The sequence below is a fragment of the Hymenobacter sp. PAMC 26628 genome, assembly GCF_001562275.1.
Classification (GTDB): Bacteria; Bacteroidota; Bacteroidia; order Cytophagales; family Hymenobacteraceae; genus Hymenobacter.
Window position 1 is genome coordinate 647,945 of sequence record NZ_CP014304.1, and the last position, 18,368, is coordinate 666,312.

The 18,368-nt window shown below is 64.9% G+C and carries 17 protein-coding genes; 11 read left to right on the plus strand and 6 right to left on the minus strand.

From position 1 onward, the window contains the following. Positions 1-251 precede the first annotated feature (251 nt). Positions 252-1,532 carry a glycosyltransferase gene (locus AXW84_RS03180; RefSeq protein ID WP_082773670.1) on the plus strand — a complete coding sequence of 427 codons (1,281 nt, stop codon included), beginning with the start codon at positions 252-254 and terminating at the stop codon, positions 1,530-1,532. On the opposite strand, the gene AXW84_RS03185 is transcribed toward AXW84_RS03180, so the two are convergent. The 3 genes from AXW84_RS03185 to AXW84_RS03195 are packed head-to-tail and all read right to left on the minus strand — an operon-like array spanning position 1,480 to position 3,946. After that, a complete protein-coding gene (locus AXW84_RS03185; RefSeq protein WP_068228578.1) occupies positions 1,480-2,076 on the minus strand; it encodes a class I SAM-dependent DNA methyltransferase in 597 nt (198 codons plus the stop codon). The two genes, AXW84_RS03180 and AXW84_RS03185, sit on opposite strands and share 53 nt — an antisense overlap. After that, the gene (locus AXW84_RS03190; RefSeq protein ID WP_068228581.1) at positions 2,073-2,810 is read right to left on the minus strand and encodes a PIG-L deacetylase family protein; all 738 of its coding nucleotides are present in this window, start codon (positions 2,808-2,810) and stop codon (positions 2,073-2,075) included. Before AXW84_RS03190 ends, AXW84_RS03185 begins: the two co-directional genes overlap by 4 nt. 5 nt (positions 2,811-2,815) lie before the next feature. After that, entirely contained in the window at positions 2,816-3,946 is a 1,131-nt protein-coding gene (locus tag AXW84_RS03195) for an acyl-CoA dehydrogenase family protein (protein WP_236943235.1), read from the minus strand. A gap of 224 nt (positions 3,947-4,170) precedes the next feature. Between AXW84_RS03195 and purH the strand changes: the two genes are divergently transcribed. The 6 genes from purH (at position 4,171) to AXW84_RS03220 (ending at position 10,757) form a co-directional block, all read left to right on the plus strand. Further along, positions 4,171-5,715, plus strand: coding sequence for a bifunctional phosphoribosylaminoimidazolecarboxamide formyltransferase/IMP cyclohydrolase (gene purH, locus AXW84_RS03200; protein WP_068228588.1), 1,545 nt, complete (start codon positions 4,171-4,173; stop codon positions 5,713-5,715). Between the two features lie 219 nt (positions 5,716-5,934). Beyond that, entirely contained in the window at positions 5,935-6,096 is a 162-nt protein-coding gene (locus AXW84_RS24410) for a hypothetical protein (RefSeq protein WP_157886781.1), read from the plus strand. A 178-nt stretch (positions 6,097-6,274) separates the two neighbouring features. Next, entirely contained in the window at positions 6,275-7,300 is a 1,026-nt protein-coding gene (locus AXW84_RS03205) for a rod shape-determining protein (RefSeq protein ID WP_068228591.1), read from the plus strand. Positions 7,301-7,402: 102 nt separating this feature from the next. Beyond that, positions 7,403-8,341, plus strand: coding sequence for a rod shape-determining protein MreC (gene mreC / locus AXW84_RS03210; protein WP_068228593.1), 939 nt, complete (start codon positions 7,403-7,405; stop codon positions 8,339-8,341). A gap of 5 nt (positions 8,342-8,346) precedes the next feature. After that, a complete protein-coding gene (locus tag AXW84_RS03215) occupies positions 8,347-8,865 on the plus strand; it encodes a hypothetical protein (RefSeq protein WP_236943236.1) in 519 nt (172 codons plus the stop codon). A 56-nt stretch (positions 8,866-8,921) separates the two neighbouring features. Continuing rightward, positions 8,922-10,757: a penicillin-binding transpeptidase domain-containing protein gene (locus tag AXW84_RS03220; RefSeq protein WP_068228600.1), complete on the plus strand. Its 1,836-nt coding sequence runs from the start codon at positions 8,922-8,924 to the stop codon at positions 10,755-10,757. A gap of 97 nt (positions 10,758-10,854) precedes the next feature. Here AXW84_RS03220 and AXW84_RS03225 read toward each other — a convergent pair whose 3' ends face one another. Together AXW84_RS03225 and AXW84_RS03230 are read right to left on the minus strand one after the other, a co-directional pair. Further along, positions 10,855-12,258 (minus strand): NADH-quinone oxidoreductase subunit N, encoded by a 1,404-nt coding sequence (locus AXW84_RS03225; RefSeq protein WP_068228603.1) that lies wholly within the window; start codon positions 12,256-12,258, stop codon positions 10,855-10,857. 99 nt (positions 12,259-12,357) lie between these two features. Then, on the minus strand, positions 12,358-13,824 hold the full coding sequence (locus tag AXW84_RS03230; protein WP_068228606.1) for a complex I subunit 4 family protein: 1,467 nt from the start codon (positions 13,822-13,824) through the stop codon (positions 12,358-12,360). Between the two features lie 178 nt (positions 13,825-14,002). Here AXW84_RS03230 and mnmH point away from each other — a divergent pair, with 178 nt between their 5' ends. Genes mnmH through AXW84_RS03250 form a run of 4 tightly spaced genes read left to right on the plus strand, consistent with a single transcriptional unit; the run spans position 14,003 to position 17,417 of the window. Continuing rightward, entirely contained in the window at positions 14,003-15,043 is a 1,041-nt protein-coding gene (mnmH, locus tag AXW84_RS03235) for a tRNA 2-selenouridine(34) synthase MnmH (RefSeq protein WP_068228609.1), read from the plus strand. Between the two features lie 2 nt (positions 15,044-15,045). Continuing rightward, positions 15,046-15,438, plus strand: a complete 393-nt coding sequence (locus AXW84_RS03240; RefSeq protein ID WP_068228611.1) for a VOC family protein — start codon at positions 15,046-15,048, stop codon at positions 15,436-15,438. A gap of 57 nt (positions 15,439-15,495) precedes the next feature. Continuing rightward, positions 15,496-16,563, plus strand: coding sequence for a selenide, water dikinase SelD (gene selD / locus AXW84_RS03245; RefSeq protein ID WP_068238876.1), 1,068 nt, complete (start codon positions 15,496-15,498; stop codon positions 16,561-16,563). Then, positions 16,545-17,417 carry a glutamate--tRNA ligase family protein gene (locus AXW84_RS03250; protein WP_071889815.1) on the plus strand — a complete coding sequence of 291 codons (873 nt, stop codon included), beginning with the start codon at positions 16,545-16,547 and terminating at the stop codon, positions 17,415-17,417. The genes selD and AXW84_RS03250 overlap by 19 nt, the downstream gene beginning before the upstream one ends. A gap of 17 nt (positions 17,418-17,434) precedes the next feature. Here AXW84_RS03250 and nfi read toward each other — a convergent pair whose 3' ends face one another. Next, positions 17,435-18,124 carry a deoxyribonuclease V gene (gene nfi / locus AXW84_RS03255; protein ID WP_068228617.1) on the minus strand — a complete coding sequence of 230 codons (690 nt, stop codon included), beginning with the start codon at positions 18,122-18,124 and terminating at the stop codon, positions 17,435-17,437. Positions 18,125-18,368: the final 244 nt, after the last annotated feature.

Here is an 18,368-nt window from a genome sequence, read left to right on the forward strand (position 1 = left end):
CCGGTTCTGCTGTGCAGGGCCGGGGCTTTTGCTTTAAGGATGCAACAAAAACGCGCCGTTAATTAATAAACTCACAACATTTGTAACATTTATATTATTAGTTGCTAAATAGTTAAACGAGAGCCATTCGACTAGAATTTCATTTAAAGAATTATGGAATAACCTAGTGATAAAACCCCGGCATTTTTATGCAAATAGAAACACTGGTTTTGCCAACCACCGCCCCGGCTAGGGCGTAGAAGCCGGGTACCATGCCTTCCGCTACCCCGTTGCGTTTCCAAGCCGCCCGCGAAGCGACCTCTGCCCCGCCCCCGGTTTCCGCCCCTGATTATGCCGCCCGGCTGCATCAGCAGCTGCCCCCGCCCCGTGCTGCGTTGCGGGCCTGCGTCATCATCCCAGCCAAGGACGAGGCCGCTACGCTGCCCGCTACCCTGGCGGCTTTGGCGGCGCAAACAGACGTGGCCGGCCAGCCCTTGCCGCCCGATAGTTTTGAGGTAATTGTGCTGGCCAACAACTGTACCGACGGCACCGCCAGCGCCGTGCGCCACTTTGCACGCCAGCACCCAGCCCTGGCCGTGCACGTGGCCCGCCTGCGCCTAGCCGCCCCCGATGCCCACGTGGGCCGCGCCCGGCGCCTGCTGATGGACGAGGCCTGCCTGCGCTTGCTGAGCCTGGGCCATTTCAACGGTATTATTGCCAGCACCGACGCTGATACCCGCGTGGCCCCCGACTGGCTGGCCGCCACCCAGGCCGAAATCGCGGCCGGAGCCGACGCGGTGGGCGGCCGCATCCTCACCGACGCAACGCCCGTGCCCACCGACCAGCCCGTGGCGCTGGGGGGGCCCAGCGGGGTGCGCCGCACCCAGCTCCGCGACGCGGCTTACCAACTGTGGTGTGCCCGCCTCGAAGCCCAACTCGACCCGCAGGCTGCCGACCCGTGGCCGCGCCACCACCAACACTTCGGGGCCAGCCTAGCCCTTACCGCCCGCGCCTACCGCCGCGTGGGGGGGCTGCCCGTGGTGCGCTACCTAGAGGACGAAGCCCTTTGCCAGCAGCTGCGCCGCCACGACCTGCGCCTGCGGCACAGCCCGCGCGTGGTAGTGTACACTTCGGCCCGCCAGTACGGCCGCGTGGAGGTGGGCCTCTCTTGGCAATTGCGCGAGTGGGCGGCCCAAAGCGTGGCACGCAGCGAGCCACTGGTGCCGTGCCCGCAGCACTTGGCGGCGCTATGGCGCGCGCGCCGGCAATTGCGCGCCTGGTGGAGCCGCGCCGCCCCGTTTGGGGTGCCGGGGCAGGGCGTAGCAGCCGCGCTGGGCCTGCCCGAGAAGCAATTGGCCCGGCAAGTGCTGGCCAGCTGCACCTTCGGCCGGCTTTGGGACTGGGTGGCCGAGGCCCGTGCTACCGCCGGCGTAGCTGTACCGCAGGTGCCGCTGGCCGACGCGTTGGCTTGGCTGCGGGCCCCGGCCGCAGGCCAACAGGCTACCTTTTTTCCAGCACGTCGAGCCGGTACTGCGGGTGGCGCTGGCCGCTGAGGTGCACCCAGGGGCCCCCTGGGCCGGTTTTCTGGAGGAAAAATTCGTGTACTTCGTCCCCCGTCAGGGGGTAGTCGTGCACGGGGGGCGTCCAGTGCACGAGCAGCAACTGGCCCCCGGCGGGGAGGGCCCCGGCGATGCGGTCGGCGGCGCGCGCCAGGTCGGCAGGGTTCCAGTAATAACCTACTTCGCAGAGGGTAATGAGGTCGAAGGGGCCCGTCGGAAACTCGTCGGGTAGCTGCATTTGCTGGAAAGCCACCTGGGGCAAATCGGCGCAGCGGCGGCGGGCTTGCGCCAAGGCTTCGGCGCTCACGTCTACCCCCAGCAGGTGGTTGCACCGCGGCGCCAGCTGGGCCGTGAACACGCCCAGCGAGCACCCGATTTCGAACGCCCGCGGGTAGTGCGCCCGGGGCAGGGCCCCCAGCGAGGCCGCGTACTTGGCGTGCTCGTAGGGGCTGGTTTCAAAACCCCAAGGGTCGGAATTAGCCCGGTACACGTCATCGAAATAGTTGCCGTCCAGGCTGTTGGGTTGGTTCTCGTTCATGTGTGGTGCTCAAAATATACTTCGAAAGGCTGGTCGAACTTGGTCAGCATGTCATCGGCCAGCAGGAAGCCCTGGGCGTCGTCGGTGAACACACCGGGCGCCACCTGCGAGCGGTGGGCGGCAATGGCAGCCAGCTTCTGGGGCAGCACCTCGCCAATGGCTAAGCGGATCCCCGCCACGTGGTCGGCGGGCTGAGGGAGGTCGGCAGGGGCGGCGCGCTGCCAGGCCCACACCACGTATTCGAGCTGGCGCGGCGCGGCGGGCAGCCCGGTCAGGGCTGCTTGGGCCAGCAAGTAGCTGGCGCGGTGGTCGGGGTGCGGGTCGCGCCGCCAAGGCAGCAGCACGGTGGCTATCTGGCTATCAAGCACAAACGCCCGCAACTGGTCTGCCGCTTCGGCAAAGCCGGGCTGCGCGGGGCCCGTGGGCACGGCCGCGTCGGGCAGGCGCAGCAGCAGCGGTTCGGTGTGCACGTCGAGTAGCGCGAGGGCGTGGCGCAGCTCACCCTCGCGCACGGCCCGCCGGGCGGGTGCCGAAAACACGGCCGAGTTTGGGTGCGACATGGTACCATCGCTCACCAAAGCGGCGTGCACGGGCTGGCCAGCCCGCCGCAGCAGTGCCAGCAGGCCCCCGCAGCCCAGAGCCTCGTCGTCGGGGTGCGGCACGATGATGAGCGTGGGCCCCAGCGTGGCGGCAAACGCGGCCGGGCGCACGGGGTATTCAGCAAAAGGCAGCATAATCGTTAATATAAGTCGTTGCCCTCCAGCACGAAGCGGCCCACGTCGGCCAGTACAAAGTCGGGAGCCGGCTGGCGCAGGTAGTGGGTCAGGTCGCGGTGCAGGCGCTCGAAAGGCTCGGGCTGGAGCAGGCCGCGGGCCCCCACGCAGCGCTCGGCCAGCGGCAGCACGGCCAGGCCAATTTGCTCGATGGCGGTGCGCACGAGGTTGGCGTAGGCCCCAGCGGCGGGGCTGGCTGGGGCCCCGGCGGCATTGGGGAGGACGGCGTGGGCGGCGGCCCCGCGCAGCCACTGCCGGCCGCTTTCGATGAGCAGGGCCATTTGGCCCAGGCGCTGGCGCTGGTAGGGGTCGTCGGTGCGGCCCAGGCCCTGCAAAAAGCGGCGGGTTTCGTCGTACACCGCTTCGGCCCCGCCCAGCTGCACGGCCGCAAACCGGCTGGCCCCGCCCCCAAACCACGGCTGGCGGTAGTAGGCGTTGGGCGGGCCCAGCAGGTCGTCGGGCCCAATCTCCAGTCCGGTGAGGTCGGCGCGGTGGCTGGCGGTGGAGCGCATCCCCAGCGGCCGCCAAAACGAGCGGTCGAGCACGGGCGGCTGGGCATCGGCGGGCAGCACCAGCATCTGCCAGCCCTGGCCGTCGGGCAGGGCCCCCGTGAGGAGCGGGCGCGCCACGTAGCCGGCTCCCGAGGCAAAGGTTTTGGCGCCGTGCAGGCGGTAGCGGCCGTTGGGCAGCGCCTCCAGCCGCACGCCGTGGGCGGGGTCTTCGGTGTTCCACACGCCAAACAGCAGCCCAGCCGCCGCGTCGGCGGCCCAGCGCGTGGCCTGCGCCGGCGTGCCAAACAACTGCATGAGCAGTAGGGCGTTGGTATGGCCTTCGAAGAGCCGGCCCACGGCCAAGTTACCCCGGCCAACGTGGCGTAACACGGTCAGCAGCTCCTCGGTTGCGGCGGGGGCCCCTAGGCCGGCGCCGCCCAAGCCGGGGGCCAGCGCCGCGGTGAGCAGCCCGGTGGCCCGCAGCCAGTCAAATTCTTGAACGGGAAATACTGCTTCGGCATCGGTGGCGGCGGCCTGGGCAAACAGGCGGGGGGCGAGGGCCCCGGCGGCTTGCACGGCTGCGGCAGGTGTGGCTAGCAGGGGCAAAGTGGGGTTGACAATGGCAGGGGAATCGGCACGTATAACATCAGCAACCATCGGCGCGCGGGTGAAAAGCAAGTGAATAAAGCTATACTCCGAAAAGGGCCTCCTTGTTCCTGCCGCGCTTATGCGGCATCGGCGTTAAATTCAATTACGACCGGCTTTGTGCCCCGGCGGGGGGGCGGTGTACCTTTGCGGCGGCAATTCCGCCCTAGCTTTTTCCGCCGTTTATGTCGTCCCGTCCCATTCGCGCCGCCCTGTTGTCCGTCTACCACAAAGACCGATTGGGGCCCCTGGTGCAGGTGCTCCGCCAGCACGGCGTCACGCTGTACTCGACCGGCGGCACCCAGCAATTCCTCGAAAGCGAAGGCGCCGCCGTCACGGCCGTGGAGGACCTCACGGGCTTCCCCGAAGTGTTCGGCGGGCGCGTGAAAACGCTGCATCCCAAGGTGTTCGGCGGTATTCTGCACCGCCGCCACGAGCCCGGCGACCTGGCTCAGGCCGAGCAGCACGGCATCCCGCCCATCGATTTGGTGGTGGTCGATTTGTATCCGTTTGAAGAAACCGTGGCCAGTGGGGCCCCCCAGGCCGACGTCATCGAAAAGATTGACATCGGTGGCATTGCTCTGCTGCGCGCCGCCGCCAAAAATTACCGCGACGTGCTGGTAATCAGCAGCCGCGAGCAGTACGCCGCCGTGGCCGAGCTGCTGGCCGCCAAAAACGGCGCCACCGACCTGGAGGACCGCCGCCACTACGCTGCCGCCGCCTTCGCCACCACCAGCCACTACGACACCGAAATCTTCAAGTACGTGAGCCAGGGCACCGACTTAGCCGCGAACGCCACCGCCGCTCCGGCCAGTCCCCAGGGCCCCGCCACGGCGCTGCGCTACGGCGAGAACCCCCACCAGGCCGGCACGTTCTACGGCGACCTGGGGGCCCTGTTCGACCAATTGCACGGCAAACAGCTGAGCTACAACAACCTGGTGGACGTGGACGCCGCCGTGCAGCTCATGCGCGAGTTTGCCGATGGGGCCCCGGCCTGCGCCATCCTCAAGCACACCAACGCCTGCGGCGTGGCCCTGGCCGATACTTTGCACGACGCCTACGTGCAGGCCCTGGCCTGCGACCCGGTGTCAGCGTTCGGCGGGGTTATCGTCGTGAACAAAGAAGTGGATGCGGCCACCGCTGCCGAGCTGAGCCAGCTGTTTTTCGAGGTGCTGATTGCGCCCAGCTTCGCGCCCGACGCCCTGCCGCTGCTGCAAAGCAAGAAAAACCGCATCCTGCTGCGCCAAAAGCCGGTCGCGTTTCCCGACAAGCAAATCAAAACCTTGCTCAATGGCCTCATCGAGCAAGACGCTGACCTCCAGAGCGAAACCGTAGCCGACTTCCGCGTCGTCACCCAGTCGGCCCCCACGGCCGAGGAAACGGCGGCCCTGGAGTTTGCCGGCAAAATCTGCAAGCACACCAAGAGCAACACCATCGTGCTGGCCCGCGCCGGCCAGCTGCTGGCCTCGGGCGTGGGCCAAACCTCGCGCGTGGACGCCTTGCGCCAGGCCATCGAAAAAGCCCACGCCTTCGGCTTCGACCTGCAAGGCGCCGTAATGGCCTCCGACGCCTTTTTCCCTTTCCCCGACTGCGTGGAAATTGCCGGCGCGGCCGGCATCCGGGCCGTGGTGCAGCCCGGCGGCTCCATTAAGGATGCCGACAGCATCCGCGCCTGCGACGAGCGCGGCATGGCCATGGTGCTCACCGGCGTGCGCCACTTCAAGCATTAATTCTGGGGCCCCCGGGCCGCGCAAATTTTCTCGTATTGAGGCTATCTGAGAAGTACAATTGAACGTTCTATTAATTGAACGTCATGCAGAGCGCAGCGAAGCATTTTTTCCGCGTAACTAATCCTGATTACTGGCGCGGAAAAGATGCTTCGCTGCGCTCTGCATGACGTTCTTTTTTGTGCGGTTTTATTCGATAACAACGTTCTAATTTTCCTCTTTATGAAATACGCCACCCTTGTAGGGTACGCCCTGCTGGCCGTTGGTATTTTGCTGCGCTTGCTGGCGCCTGGGCTGGGCGTTGTGGGCACGATGCTGGCGGCCGTGGGCGGGCTCACGGTAGCGGGCGCTACGATAGCGGCCGCCAGCAAGGGGCGGCGGTAGCATACTAACCGGCCGGTTAGGTCGTTTAGGGCCCTGCCCGGTACGGGGATGTGCCCGGTATTTTGCAAAGGAAAATCAGGACGGAATCCAGGCCTCGGATCCCCTCATTCCTTCCGTACCTTTGCCCACTTATTGCCGCGCGGCCCCGGTCGTTGCGCCGCTATTCTGATTTAACTCAATGGGTTTCTTTAACTTCCTGACCAGCGACATCGCCATCGACCTGGGCACGGCCAACACGCTCATCATCCACAACGACAAAATCGTGGTGGACGAGCCGAGCATCATCGCCAAAGACCGCACTACGAATAAGATCATTGCTGTTGGCCGCCAGGCCCAGCAAATGCACGAAAAAACCCACGACAACATCAAGACCATTCGCCCACTGAAGGACGGCGTGATTGCCGATTTCCACGCGGCGGAGGAGATGATCAAGGGCCTCATCAAGATGATTGACACGCGCAAGCGGCTGTTCCAGCCCTCGCACCGCATGGTCATCTGCATCCCGTCGGGCATCACGGAGGTGGAAAAACGCGCCGTGCGTGACTCCGCTGAGCACGCCGGCGCCAAGGAAGTGTGGATGATTCAGGAGCCCATGGCCGCGGCCATCGGCATCGGCATCGACGTGCACCAGCCCGTGGGCTCGATGATCATCGACATCGGGGGCGGCACGTCGGAAATTGCCCTGATTGCCCTCTCGGGCATTGTCTGCGACCAGAGCATCAAGACGGCCGGCGACGTGTTCAACCAGGACATTCTGGATTACATGCGCCGCCAGCACAACCTGCTCATCGGCGAGCGGTCGGCCGAGCGCATCAAAATTGAGGTCGGCGCCGCGCTTACCGAGCTGGACAACCCGCCACCGGACCACGAGGTGCGCGGCCGCGACCTGATGACGGGCATCCCGAAAGTCATCAAGGTGACGTTCTCAGAAATTGCCATTGCGCTGGATAAATCGGTGGCCAAAATCGAGGAGGCCGTGCTGAAGGCCCTGGAGATTTCGCCACCCGAGCTATCGGCCGACATCTACGAGCACGGCATCCACCTCACCGGCGGCGGGGCCCTGCTGCGCGGCCTCGACAAGCGCTTGGCCGCCAAAACCAAGCTGCCCATCCACATCGCCGAAGACCCGCTGCGCGCCGTGGTGCGCGGTACTGGCCGGGCCATCAAGGACATTCAAGCGTTTAAGGGCGTGCTGCTGACGTAAGGCATTTAACATTTATCAATTACCATTTAACGCGCGGTGCCCGGCAACCGCTTGGTTTCCAGGAAGCATATGGCCTGTTAAATGATAGCTGCTAGTTGGTAGATGAAAAACTTGTTTTTGTTTCTGGCGCGGTTTCAGGGGCTTTTGGCGTTTGGGGTGCTCGAAGTAATTAGCTTGTACTTATTCGTAACCACCAGCTCTTACCAGCGGGCGGCGTTCTTCAACTCGGCCAACGCTTACGCGGGCGTGGTGCTGGCTCGCCGCACCGAGGTGCTCGACTATTTCCACCTGGGGGCCCTAAATCAGCAGTTACTGGCCGAAAACGCCCGCTTGCGCCAGCAGCTCTACCCACCCGACGTGAGCCGGCGCGAGGCTGACTCACTGGCCGTGCCCCCGGCGCCCGGCGACACCCTGCACCGTGTACGCTACGTGCGCCCCGCCCAACGGCCCGATACCCTGCTGCTGGCCCAACGGCGCCTGGCCGCCCGCGACCCCAACTACCCGCTCATCCCAGCCCGGGTCATTAACAACTCGTTGCGCAGCGTGGACAATTACTTTACGCTGAACGTGGGGCTGGCCGACGGCGTGCGGCCCGGCCTGGGCGTGCTGGCCGCTACCGGCGTGGTGGGGCGCATCAAGGCTGCCACCGCCCACTACGCCACGGCCACCAGCCTGCTGCATTCCAAAACCAGCGTGTCGGCCAAAATCAAGCGCGACAACACCTTCGGCAGCGTGCACTGGCCCGGCGACGACCCCACCCAGGCGCTGCTCGACGACATTCCGCGCCAGAATAAGCTGGTGGTGGGCGACACCGTGGTGACGAGCGGCTACAACGCTATTTTCCCGGAGGGCGTGTTCATCGGTACCGTGGCCTCGTTTGTGAAGGAGCCGGACAAAAACTTTTGGACGGTGCACCTGCGCCTGGGCCCAGATTTCACCAACCTGACCTACGTGTACGTGGTGACGAACCGCACGCGCCCCGAGCGCGACACCGTGGAGGCCCGCGCCCTGCCGCCGGTCGGAAAGGGGGGGCGGCGATGAAAACAGTGGGCCTTTTGCTTCGGCAGGCGTTGCGCTACGTAGTATACACGCTGGTGCACGTGTTCATTATCAGCCGCTTAGTGCTCTTCGATGCGGGCTGGTGCTTCTTCTACCTGGGCTTCGTGCTGTTTCTGCCGCTGGGCACGCCGGTGGTGGTGCAGCTGCTGCTGGCCTTTGGCATGGGCCTGACGATGGACATTTTCTACGACACTGGGGGCCTGCACGCGGCGGCCGCGGTGCTGCTGGCTTTTGTGCGGCCGGCAGTGCTGCGCTTGCTGCGCCCGCGCGACGGCTACGACGCCGCCGACGCTGTGAACGTGCACTTTATGGGCCCCGCGTGGTTCCTTACCTACCTGGGCGTGCTGGTGCTGGTGCACCACCTGGCGTTTTTCCTGCTGGAGCTGGGTAGTTTCCGGCACTTCGGCTTCACGCTGGAGAAAGTAGGGGCCAGCTGTGCCTTCACGTGCGTGGCACTGCTGATTGTGCAACTGCTGTTTTTTCCGGTGCGGCGCAGCCGGCAATAGGCCGGGGCCCTAAATTAAGCTGGGTAGGGGCCCCGGTTAGGGTGTAACTTTATATTATGCAATACCTGGAAGGCCGGCGATACGTGGTGCAAGGCATATTTCTACTCGTGGGGCTGGTGTTTGCCACGCGGCTCTTTTTCATGCAGGTGCTTGACGGTACCTATAAGCTGGCAGCCGACCGAAATACCTTGCAGCGCTTGGTGCAGGTGCCCTACCGGGGCCTGATTTACGACCGCAAAAACCAGCTGCTCGTCACCAACACGCCCGTGTACGACCTGCTAGTGGTGCCCCGCGAAGTCAAAGGCCTTGACTCGGCCCGCTTCTGCCAACTGCTGCAAATTCCGCTCGAAACCCTGCGCGAGGGCTTGAAAGCCGCCCGGAAATATTCGCGTACCAAGCCCTCGCCGCTGGTGCAAAACCTGAGCCTGGCCGAACGAGCCGCCATTCAGGACAACCTGATTGACTTCCCAGGCTTCCGCACCCAGGCGCGCATGGCGCGGGCCTACCGTACGCCCAACCTGGCCCACGCCCTGGGCTACGTGGGGCCCATCACGCCCAAGCTGCTGGAACTGCCCAAGTACGGGCGCTACGGCGCGGGCGAAAACGTGGGCATTGCGGGCCTGGAGTCGTATTATGAACCCACGCTGATGGGCCGCCGCGGCGTGCAGTTCAAAATGGTGAACGTGCGCGGCGTGGAAAAGGGGGCGTTCCGAGACGGCGAGTTCGATACGCTCTCGGTGGCCGGGCAGGACTTGCACTTGAGCATCGACGCCGAGCTCCAGGCCTACGGCGAGGAGCTGCTGGCCGGGCGGCGCGGCTCCATCGTGGCCATCGACCCCAAGACGGGCGAGATTCTGTGCTTCGTGTCGGCGCCGCACTACACGCCCGAAACCCTCACCGGCAAGGGCATGGGCAACCGCTACATGGACCTGCTGCGCAACCCCGACCGGCCGCTGTTCGACCGGCCCCTGATGGCCACCTACCCGCCAGGCTCAGTTTTTAAGCTCGTGAACGAGCTGGTGGCCTTGCAGTTGGGTGTCGTCACGCCCGGCACGGGCTTCGCCTGCGACCAGCGGCTGGTGCACTGCACCCACCAGCACGAGTACCCGGCCAACGTGAGCATCGCCATCAAAAACAGCTGCAACCCGTACTTCTACCAAGTGATGCGGGCGGCGGTGGTGCGGGGCCAGTCCAGCAACAAGTTCGAGGACGCCCGCCTGGGCCTGGCCCAGTGGCAGAAAATGGTGAAGACCTTCGGGCTGGGCGAGAAGCTGGGCGTGGACATGAGCCAGGAAAAGCGGGGCCTCATCCCGTCGCCCGACTTCTACGACAAGCTGCGCGGCTACCACCACTGGAACTTCAAAACCGTGTACTCGCTGTCCATCGGCCAGGGCGAAATCGGCATTACGGGCCTGCAAATGGCCAACGTGCTGGCTACCATTGCCAACCACGGCTACTACTACACGCCGCACTTTGTGAAGGGCATCGGCAGCGCGGGGCCCCTGGCTAAGTACCGCGAGCGGCATTACACGGCCGTGGACACGGCGTACTTCAAGTACATCATCCCCGGGATGCAGGAAGTGGTGGATGGCCGCGGCGGCACCGGCAGCCTGGCGTCGCTGCGCGAGTTTGGTATTTCAGTAGCGGGCAAAACCGGCACCGTGCAAAACCCCCACGGTTTCGACCACGCCACGTTCGCCGCCTTTGCCCCGGCCAACGACCCCAAAATTGCCATTGCCGTGTTCATCGAGAACAGCGGCTTCGGCGGCAGCAGCGCCGCCCCGGCTGCCGGCCTAATGATTGAAAAGTACCTGCGCGGCCACGTGGTGGGCTACCACAAGCGCATGGAAGACTGGATTAAGTACGGCAACCTTACGACTCACCTGCACTAGCTGGTAGGGCAATAGGATTTGCGGAAGCGCTAGTGTTGTCTTAAAAAAAAGGCCACCCGGGTTGGGTAGCCTTTTCTTTTATAGTCAGGGCAATGCCTTACAAAATGCCGCTCAGCAAACCCGGCAGGATTCCTAGCGCGATGGTCAACAGCGCAAGCAAGCCCAGCGTGAAGGATTGTAAGCCGTCGACCGGTACGGCGTCGGCCGTGGGGCCCTCGGCGGGGCGCAGGTACATGGCAATGATGGGGCGCAGGTAGTAATAGATGCCCACCATGCTCATGATTACGGCGAAGACGACGAGGCCAATGTGGCCCTGACCGACGGCGGCGGTAAGCAGGAAAAATTTGCCGAAAAAGCCGCCCGTGAGCGGAATGCCGGCCAGCGAAAGCATGGCCACGGTCATCACAAAGGCCAGCAGCGGGTTGGTTTTGCCCAGGCCGTTCAGGCCGGCGTAGTCGTCGCGCTGGCGGTGGTCGGCCACTAGCTTCAGCACGCCGAAGGCAGCCACGGTGGCGATGGAGTAGGCGAGGGAATAGAAGAAAATACCGTTGGCGGCGGGGCCCGTGAGGCTGCCGTTGCCCGCTACCAGGCCGATGAGCAGGTAGCCGGCGTGGCTCACGCTGGAGTAGGCCAGCATGCGCTTGGTGGTGGTTTGGGCGGCGGCGCCCACGTTGCCAAGCAGCAGCGTGAGGGCGCACATGGCTTGGATGGTGGGGGCCCAAAAGCCCTGTGCGGCCGGCAGGGCCACGGCCAGCAGCTTCAGAAAGGCCGCGAAGCCGGCCGTTTTCACCACCGTGCTCATGAAGGCGGTGAAGAATGTGGGCGTGCCTTCGTACACGTCGGGCGTCCAGAAGTGAAAGGGCGCGGCCGATACCTTGAAGCCGATGCCAATGATCATCAGCAGGATGCCGATGTAGAGCATGGGCAGCAGGCTGGCGTTGGCGGGGGCGGCCACGGCGGTAGCAATTTGCGAGAGGGCGAAGGTGCCGGTGGCGCCGTAGAGCAGCGCAATGCCGAAAAGCAAAATGCCGGTGGCGAAGGCCCCCATTAGGAAATACTTGAGGGCGGCTTCGTTCGAGCGGGAGTCGCGCTTGCTGGCGCCGGCCAGCACGTACATGCTGATGCTCAGGATTTCAATGCCCACGAACAGCATCAGCAGGTGGTCGTAGCCAATCATCATGATGGCCCCCACGAGCGAGAACAGCAGCAGCGCGTAGTACTCGGCCAGGTTGGGCTCGTGGGCCACCACGTAGCTGCGCGAGAAGGGCAGCAGCAGCAGGGCGGTGAGCACCACGATGCCCGTGAAAGCCACCGTGTAGTGGTCCACGGTCAGCATCTGGTTGAAGAACGACTGCGGCGCGTGGTTCCAGTCGGCCAGGTTGGCTCCGAACACGGCCAGTAGCACCAGCAGCACGCCGGGCAGTAGCACCTTGTTTGAGCGCAAAAAGCCCAGAAACAGCTGGACGATGCCGAAGATGGAAAGGAGGATGATGGAGGTCATAGGGTAGGAAACGTCATTCCGAACGCAGTGAGGAATCTGGGCAAACCGCTGGCAGTGCCGAACCCAGATTCCTCACTGCGTTCGGAATGACAAGGAGATTTACCGCCCAACGGCGGACAAAATGCTGCTGACGGCCGGCTCGGACAAGTGCAGGAACGTGCCGGGCAACAAGCCTAGCCAGAATACCAGCACAATCAGCGGCACGAACACGGCCAGCTCGCCGCCGGTGAGGTCGGTGATGGTGGCGGAAAACGACGAGTCGGGTCCCAGCATGGTGCGCTGAAACAAGCGCAGCAGGTACACCGCCGAGAAGATGATGGTGAGGCCGGCCACCGCGCCCACCCAGGCCGAGTACTGGTAGATGCCGGCCAGCAGCAGGAACTCGCCCACGAAGCCGCCCGTGAGGGGCAGGGCCACGGTGCTGAGCAGCATCACTAGAAAGCAGACCGATAGCAATGGCGTGCGGCGGGTGAGGCCCCCGAGGTCGGGCAGCAGGCGGGTGCCGGTGCGGCGCTCAATGGCGTCGGCCACGAAGAACATGCCCACCACGTTCACGCCGTGGGCCAGCATTTGCACCACGGCGCCTTGCAGGCCGATTTGGGTGAGCGAGAACACGCCGGCCGCCATCAGGCCCACGTGCGAGAGCGACGAATAGGCAATGAGGCGTTTCATGTCGCGCTGCCGAATGGCGATGAGGGCCCCGTAGATAACCCCGATGACGGCTAAGATGATGACTGGCTTCTGCCACTGGCTGACGCCGAGCGGTACCACCGGCAGCAGCCAGCGCAGCGTGCCGTAGATGCCCATTTTCAACATGATGCCCGAGAGCAGCATGGTGGCCGGGGCGGGGGCCTCGGTGTAAGTATCGGGCTGCCAGGTGTGGAAGGGGAAGATGGGCATTTTCACGGCGAAGGCCGCGAAAATCAGCCAGAACAACCACGACTGCTCGCCGGCGCTCAGCTTCAGCTTGTAGAACGCCGACAGCTCGGAGGAATGAGCGGCGAGGCTGCCGGCGGCGGGGCCGGTTTGCAGGTACAAGTACACGAAGCCGGCCAGCATCAGCAGCGAGCCGACGACGGTGTAGAGGAAAAACTTGAGCGTAACGGCGATGCGCCGCTCGCCTCCCCAGGCCCCGGCCAGGAAATAAATCGGGATGAGCGCCACTTCCCAAAAGAAGTAGAACAGAAAGGCATCCAGCGACATAAACACGCCGAGCAGCCCGGTTTGCATGAACAGCACCAGGGCGTAGAAAGCCGAGGGGTTTTCGTAGTTGTGCCGAAATGCGGCTAGCAAAATGAGGGGCACCAGGAAGGTGGTGAGCAGCACCAGCAGCAGGCTGAGGCCGTCGAGCCCGATATGAAAATTAATGCCAGTTGACTGCACCCAGGCGTAATCGAGGTTGTAGGCGGAAGAGCCGTGGCGGGTGAAATCGACGGCTACAAAGGCGGCCAGGGCAAATTCGACCAAGGCAGCTCCCAGGGCCAGGGCCCGGGCGGTGGCCCCTTTGGTGAAGTGGAGCAGCAGCGCGGCGGCCAGGGGGAGAAAAAGCAGTACAGCAGTCAGCATTGGCAGGGCAGAAGGGCAGCGGCGGCTCCCAAACCGGGCCGCGAATTGCGTGCAAACTTACGCATTGCCAGATAAGAGCGCACACCTCCAAACTTTGAGCGGCCAACTTTGTGCGGGGGCGGGAGTAATTTCGCCCCACTGGCCCCGCTCGTTGGCGGGGCCCTTTGCCCGAACCCGTATGGCCCGCAGCCCCATTGCCGATTTTTTGACGGCCCCGGCCACCGTGCCCATCCTCGACGTGCGGGCCCCGGCCGAGTACGCCCAAGGCCACATCCCGGGGGCCCTGAGCCTGCCGCTGTTCTCCAACGACGAGCGCGCCCGCATCGGCACTACGTATAAGCAAGTGAACCCCGACAAGGCCGTGCTGCTGGGCCTCGATTTTTTTGGGCCCAAGTTGCGCACCTTGGTGGAGCAGGCCAAGCAGCTGGCCCCCAGCCAGGCCGTGCGCCTGCACTGCTGGCGTGGCGGCATGCGCAGCGGCGCTGTGCAGTGGCTGCTGGAGTTGGCCGGTTTCCAGGTGAACCTGCTCGACCACGGCTACAAGGACTACCGCCGCTGGGCGGGGGCCGAGTTTGCTCGGCTGCGGCCCTTGTACATCGTGGGCGGCTACACCGGCAGTGGCAAAACCGAGGTGCTGCACGCGCTGGCCGCCCAGGGCCAGCCGGTGCTCGACCTGGAGGGCCTGGCCCACCACAAAGGCTCGTCGTTCGGCAGCCTGGGGCAGCCGGCCCAGCCCACGCAGGAGCAGTTTGAAAATAACCTGGCCGCCGCCCTGGGGGCCCTGCCCGCCGATCAGCCGGTGTGGGTGGAGGACGAAAGCCGCTCCATTGGCAGCCTGCACATCCCCACGCCGCTCTTCGACCAGATGCAGGCGGCGCCGCTGCTGGCCCTCGACGTGCCCCGCGCCGCCCGCGTGCCCAAGCTGGCCCTGGAGTACGGCCGCCACGACGCCGGGGCCCTGGCCAGCGCCATCCTGCGCCTACGCAAGCGCCTCGGCGGCCTCGTGACCAAGGAGGCCCTGGCCGCCATCGCCGACAACGACATGAACACAATGGTGGACCTCGTGCTGACTTACTACGACAAAACTTACGCCCACACCATGGCCAGCGCCCCTACCGGTCGCCTCACCGTGCCCGTGCCGGCGGTGGACACCGACGGCGTAGCCAACGCAGCACTGGTGCTGGCTGCCGCCGCTACGCTCCCCCAAACGGTCTTGTAAGTATGCTGGCTCCCAAGCTACGTGTGGCCCGGCCCACCAACGACCTGGCCGCGCTGGTGCATTTTTACTGCGAAGGCCTGGGCCTCGAACGCCTGGCCGACTTCACCGCGCACCACGGCTTCGACGGCGTGATGCTGGGCCACCCCGGGGCCCCGTACCACCTGGAGTTCACCCGCGAGGACGGGCAACTGGTGGCGCCCGCGCCCACGGCCGAGCACTTGCTGGTGTTTTATTTCCCCGACGCCGCGGCGTGGCAGGTGGCCGTGGCCCGGCTCGAAGCGGCCGGCTACGCCGCTGTGCCGGCCCACAACCCGTATTGGGATGCGCACGGCCGCACTTTTGCCGATCCCGACGGCTACCACGTGGTGTTGCAGCAAGCCGCTTGGGCCCTGTAATTAATAGTTATTCACATTGCGTTGTTAACACTGGTTGATAACCAAGCCTTGCTGATCATGTCCGTCTCCACCCACCCCGAAACCGAGCCCATCCGCCTCACCCAGTACAGCCACGGGGCGGGCTGCGGCTGCAAAATTGCGCCGGCCGTGCTCGACCAAATCCTGCACAGCAGCCTGCCCCAGCCCAATTACCCCGACCTGCTGGTGGGCAACGGCAGCCGCGACGACGCCGCCGTATTCCGCCTGCCGGGCCAGGACGGCCAGTGCGTCATCAGTACCACTGATTTTTTCATGCCCATTGTTGACGACGCCTACGATTTCGGGCGCATTGCCTCGGCCAACGCCATTTCCGACGTGTACGCCATGGGTGGGCGGCCGATTTTGGCCATTGCCGTGCTGGGCTGGCCCATCGGCAAGCTGGCGCCCGAAGTGGCCGCGCGCGTGACGGAAGGGGCCCGGGCCATTTGCGCCGAGGCCGGTATTCCGCTGGCCGGGGGCCACAGCATCGACGCGCCGGAGCCCATTTTTGGGCTGGCCGTGACGGGCCTGGTGGCCGAGAAAAACCTCAAGCGCAACGACACCGCCCAGGTGGGCTGCCGCCTCTACCTCACCAAGCCGCTGGGCGTGGGCATGCTGACGACGGCCCAGAAGCAAGGCATCCTGCGCCCCGAAGACGCCGACGTGGCCCCCGCCCAAATGCGCCAGCTCAACAAAATAGGCGCCGACCTCAGCCCGCTGCCCCAGGTGCAGGCCCTCACCGACGTCACGGGCTTCGGCCTGCTCGGCCACCTGGCCGAAGTGTGCGAAGGCAGCGGCGTGCAGGCCGTACTCGATTTTGCCAAAGTACCGCGCCTGGCCGCCGCCGAAACCTACCGCCGCCAGGGCGCCGTACCCGGCGGCACCGCCCGCAACTACGCTAGCTACGGCCACAAAATCGGGCCCCTCACCGACGAGCAACAGCAGTGGCTCTGCGACCCGCAAACCTCAGGCGGCCTGCTCGTATGCGTCACGCCCGAAGGGGAAGCCGCCGCTCAGGCCATCTTCCAGCAGTACGGCCTAGCCCTGGAAAGCTTCGGCGAATTGGTGGCGCACCGCGCCGGCGAGCCGTGGATTGTGGTGCAGTAAGGGCCCCCACGCCGGTGGTGGCGCGCCTGGCTCCCACGCCCAGCGGCTGCCTGCACCTGGGCAACGCGGTTAATTTCGTGCTGACTTGGCTGCTCACGCGCCGGGCCGGTGGCGTACTGCACTTGCGCATCGATGACCTCGACCGGGCCCGCCTGCGCCGGTCGTACCTGGACAATATTTTCCGGGTTATCGATTGGCTGGGCATCGACTACGACCAGGGCCCCCACGGGCCCGACAATTTCCTGCGCCACTATTCGCAGCTGCTGCACCTGCCCGAATATAACGCCGTGTTGCGCCGCCTAGCCCAGCAGCCCGGGCTGGTGCAAGCCAGTTACCGCAGCCGCACTGGGGCCCCAGAAGCTCTCGTGCGGCTGGATATGCCCGGCGCGGCCTGGCGGGTGCAGCCGCCGCCCGCCACGGCCGTGCACTGGCCCGATGCCCGCCAGGGCCCCACGCAAGTGCTTTTAGATGAGGCGATGCCGGATTTTGTGATTCGCAAGAAAGACGGTGTGGCTGCCTACCAAGTAGCGTCAGTAGTCGATGATTTGCGGCTCGGCACCACGCTCGTGGTGCGCGGGCTGGACTTGCAGCCAAGCACCGCCGCCCAGCTGTGGCTCGCTGCCCAGCTTTCTGAAACGGCCGCTTTCAACGCCCAGTGCATCCAGTTTTATCACCATGATTTGCTGGTGGACGCGGCGGGCCAAAAGCTTTCCAAATCGCAGCAGGGGGCCCTGGCCACCGGCGTGCTAGGGCAAGAGCGGCGCGCCGTGTTCAGCGCCGTGGCGCGGCTGCTGAAGCTGCCGCCTGAAGCGGGCGAATCGCTGGAGAGCCTGCGGGCTGCGCTGCCGCTTTAGGGCCCCGGACAAGTTGCTCAGCGCACTTCTTTCTTGAATTCCTCGGCCCAATAATCGGCCAGGCGGGTGGGCTCGGGCAGCTTGTAGCCGCGCAGGCAGGCCAGGGTGAGGCGGGTGGCGGTGGCCTGGTCGCAGCGGTGGCCGGGGCTCACGAACAGCGGCAGCACCTTGTCTTTACTGCGGATGACTTCGCCGATTAGCTCGCCGGTTTTGGTGTCGGTGAGGGGCGTGATGCTGCCTTTTTCGGGCCCTGGCTCGGCGAAGGTGCCGGTCAGTTTCTGCTTGGCTACGCCGAAAGTGGGCACATCGAGCAGCACGCCCAGGTGCGCGGCAATGCCCACGCGGCGCGGGTGCGCAATGCCGTGGCCGTCCACCATAATCACATCGGGCCGGTGCGTGAGCTTGGCGAAGGCTTGCACCACGTTGCCGGCCTCGCGGAAGGAGAGGAAGCCGGGTACGTAGGGCATGGTCACGGGTCCGTAGCTGTACACTTTTTCGACCAGCTCCAGCGACGGGAATTTCAGCACCACGAACACCGAGAGGATGGTTTCGGGCGTGGGAAACGACGAGTCGCAGCCCGCAATCAAGCGGGGCTCGTGGGCCAGGGGCTCGGCGCGCACGCGCTGGCGCATCTCGTGCTGCTGGGCGGTGAGGCTACGCACCAGCGCGGGGTCGGGCGGGGGCCCCGGGGGGCGGAAATAGGCCACTGAGGAAATTAGGAATTAAAAATGATGAATTAGAAATTGGGCGGTGGTCTAAAACGGGGTGGTCCGGCGAATTGCCCGAAGGGCTTCGTCGGGCCACTCTGACGATTGAACAGTATCTCCGGGCCGTAGTAAGGGTGGTTCGGCGACGGAAAAAGTCGCCGGACCACCCTGTTTTAGACCATCACCAAAAATTGGCAGGCAGTGCGGTACCTGGCAGGGGTGTTGGGCGTATACGCAGTGCGTA

What these genes read in the sequence shown, in the direction of transcription:
- mreC (WP_068228593.1), top strand. Translation starts at nt 7,403, where the DNA reads ATGAAAAACTTGTTTTTGTTTCTGGCGCGGTTTCAGGGGCTTTTGGCG.
- AXW84_RS03240 (WP_068228611.1), top strand. Translation starts at nt 15,046, where the DNA reads ATGCTGGCTCCCAAGCTACGTGTGGCCCGGCCCACCAACGACCTGGCC.
- AXW84_RS03225 (WP_068228603.1), bottom strand. Translation starts at nt 12,258, where the DNA reads ATGACCTCCATCATCCTCCTTTCCATCTTCGGCATCGTCCAGCTGTTT.
- mnmH (WP_068228609.1), top strand. Translation starts at nt 14,003, where the DNA reads ATGGCCCGCAGCCCCATTGCCGATTTTTTGACGGCCCCGGCCACCGTG.
- AXW84_RS03220 (WP_068228600.1), top strand. Translation starts at nt 8,922, where the DNA reads ATGCAATACCTGGAAGGCCGGCGATACGTGGTGCAAGGCATATTTCTA.
- AXW84_RS03180 (WP_082773670.1), top strand. Translation starts at nt 252, where the DNA reads ATGCCTTCCGCTACCCCGTTGCGTTTCCAAGCCGCCCGCGAAGCGACC.
- purH (WP_068228588.1), top strand. Translation starts at nt 4,171, where the DNA reads ATGTCGTCCCGTCCCATTCGCGCCGCCCTGTTGTCCGTCTACCACAAA.
- AXW84_RS03230 (WP_068228606.1), bottom strand. Translation starts at nt 13,824, where the DNA reads ATGCTGACTGCTGTACTGCTTTTTCTCCCCCTGGCCGCCGCGCTGCTG.
- AXW84_RS03205 (WP_068228591.1), top strand. Translation starts at nt 6,275, where the DNA reads ATGGGTTTCTTTAACTTCCTGACCAGCGACATCGCCATCGACCTGGGC.
- AXW84_RS03185 (WP_068228578.1), bottom strand. Translation starts at nt 2,076, where the DNA reads ATGAACGAGAACCAACCCAACAGCCTGGACGGCAACTATTTCGATGAC.
- AXW84_RS03190 (WP_068228581.1), bottom strand. Translation starts at nt 2,810, where the DNA reads ATGCTGCCTTTTGCTGAATACCCCGTGCGCCCGGCCGCGTTTGCCGCC.
- selD (WP_068238876.1), top strand. Translation starts at nt 15,496, where the DNA reads ATGTCCGTCTCCACCCACCCCGAAACCGAGCCCATCCGCCTCACCCAG.
- AXW84_RS24410 (WP_157886781.1), top strand. Translation starts at nt 5,935, where the DNA reads ATGAAATACGCCACCCTTGTAGGGTACGCCCTGCTGGCCGTTGGTATT.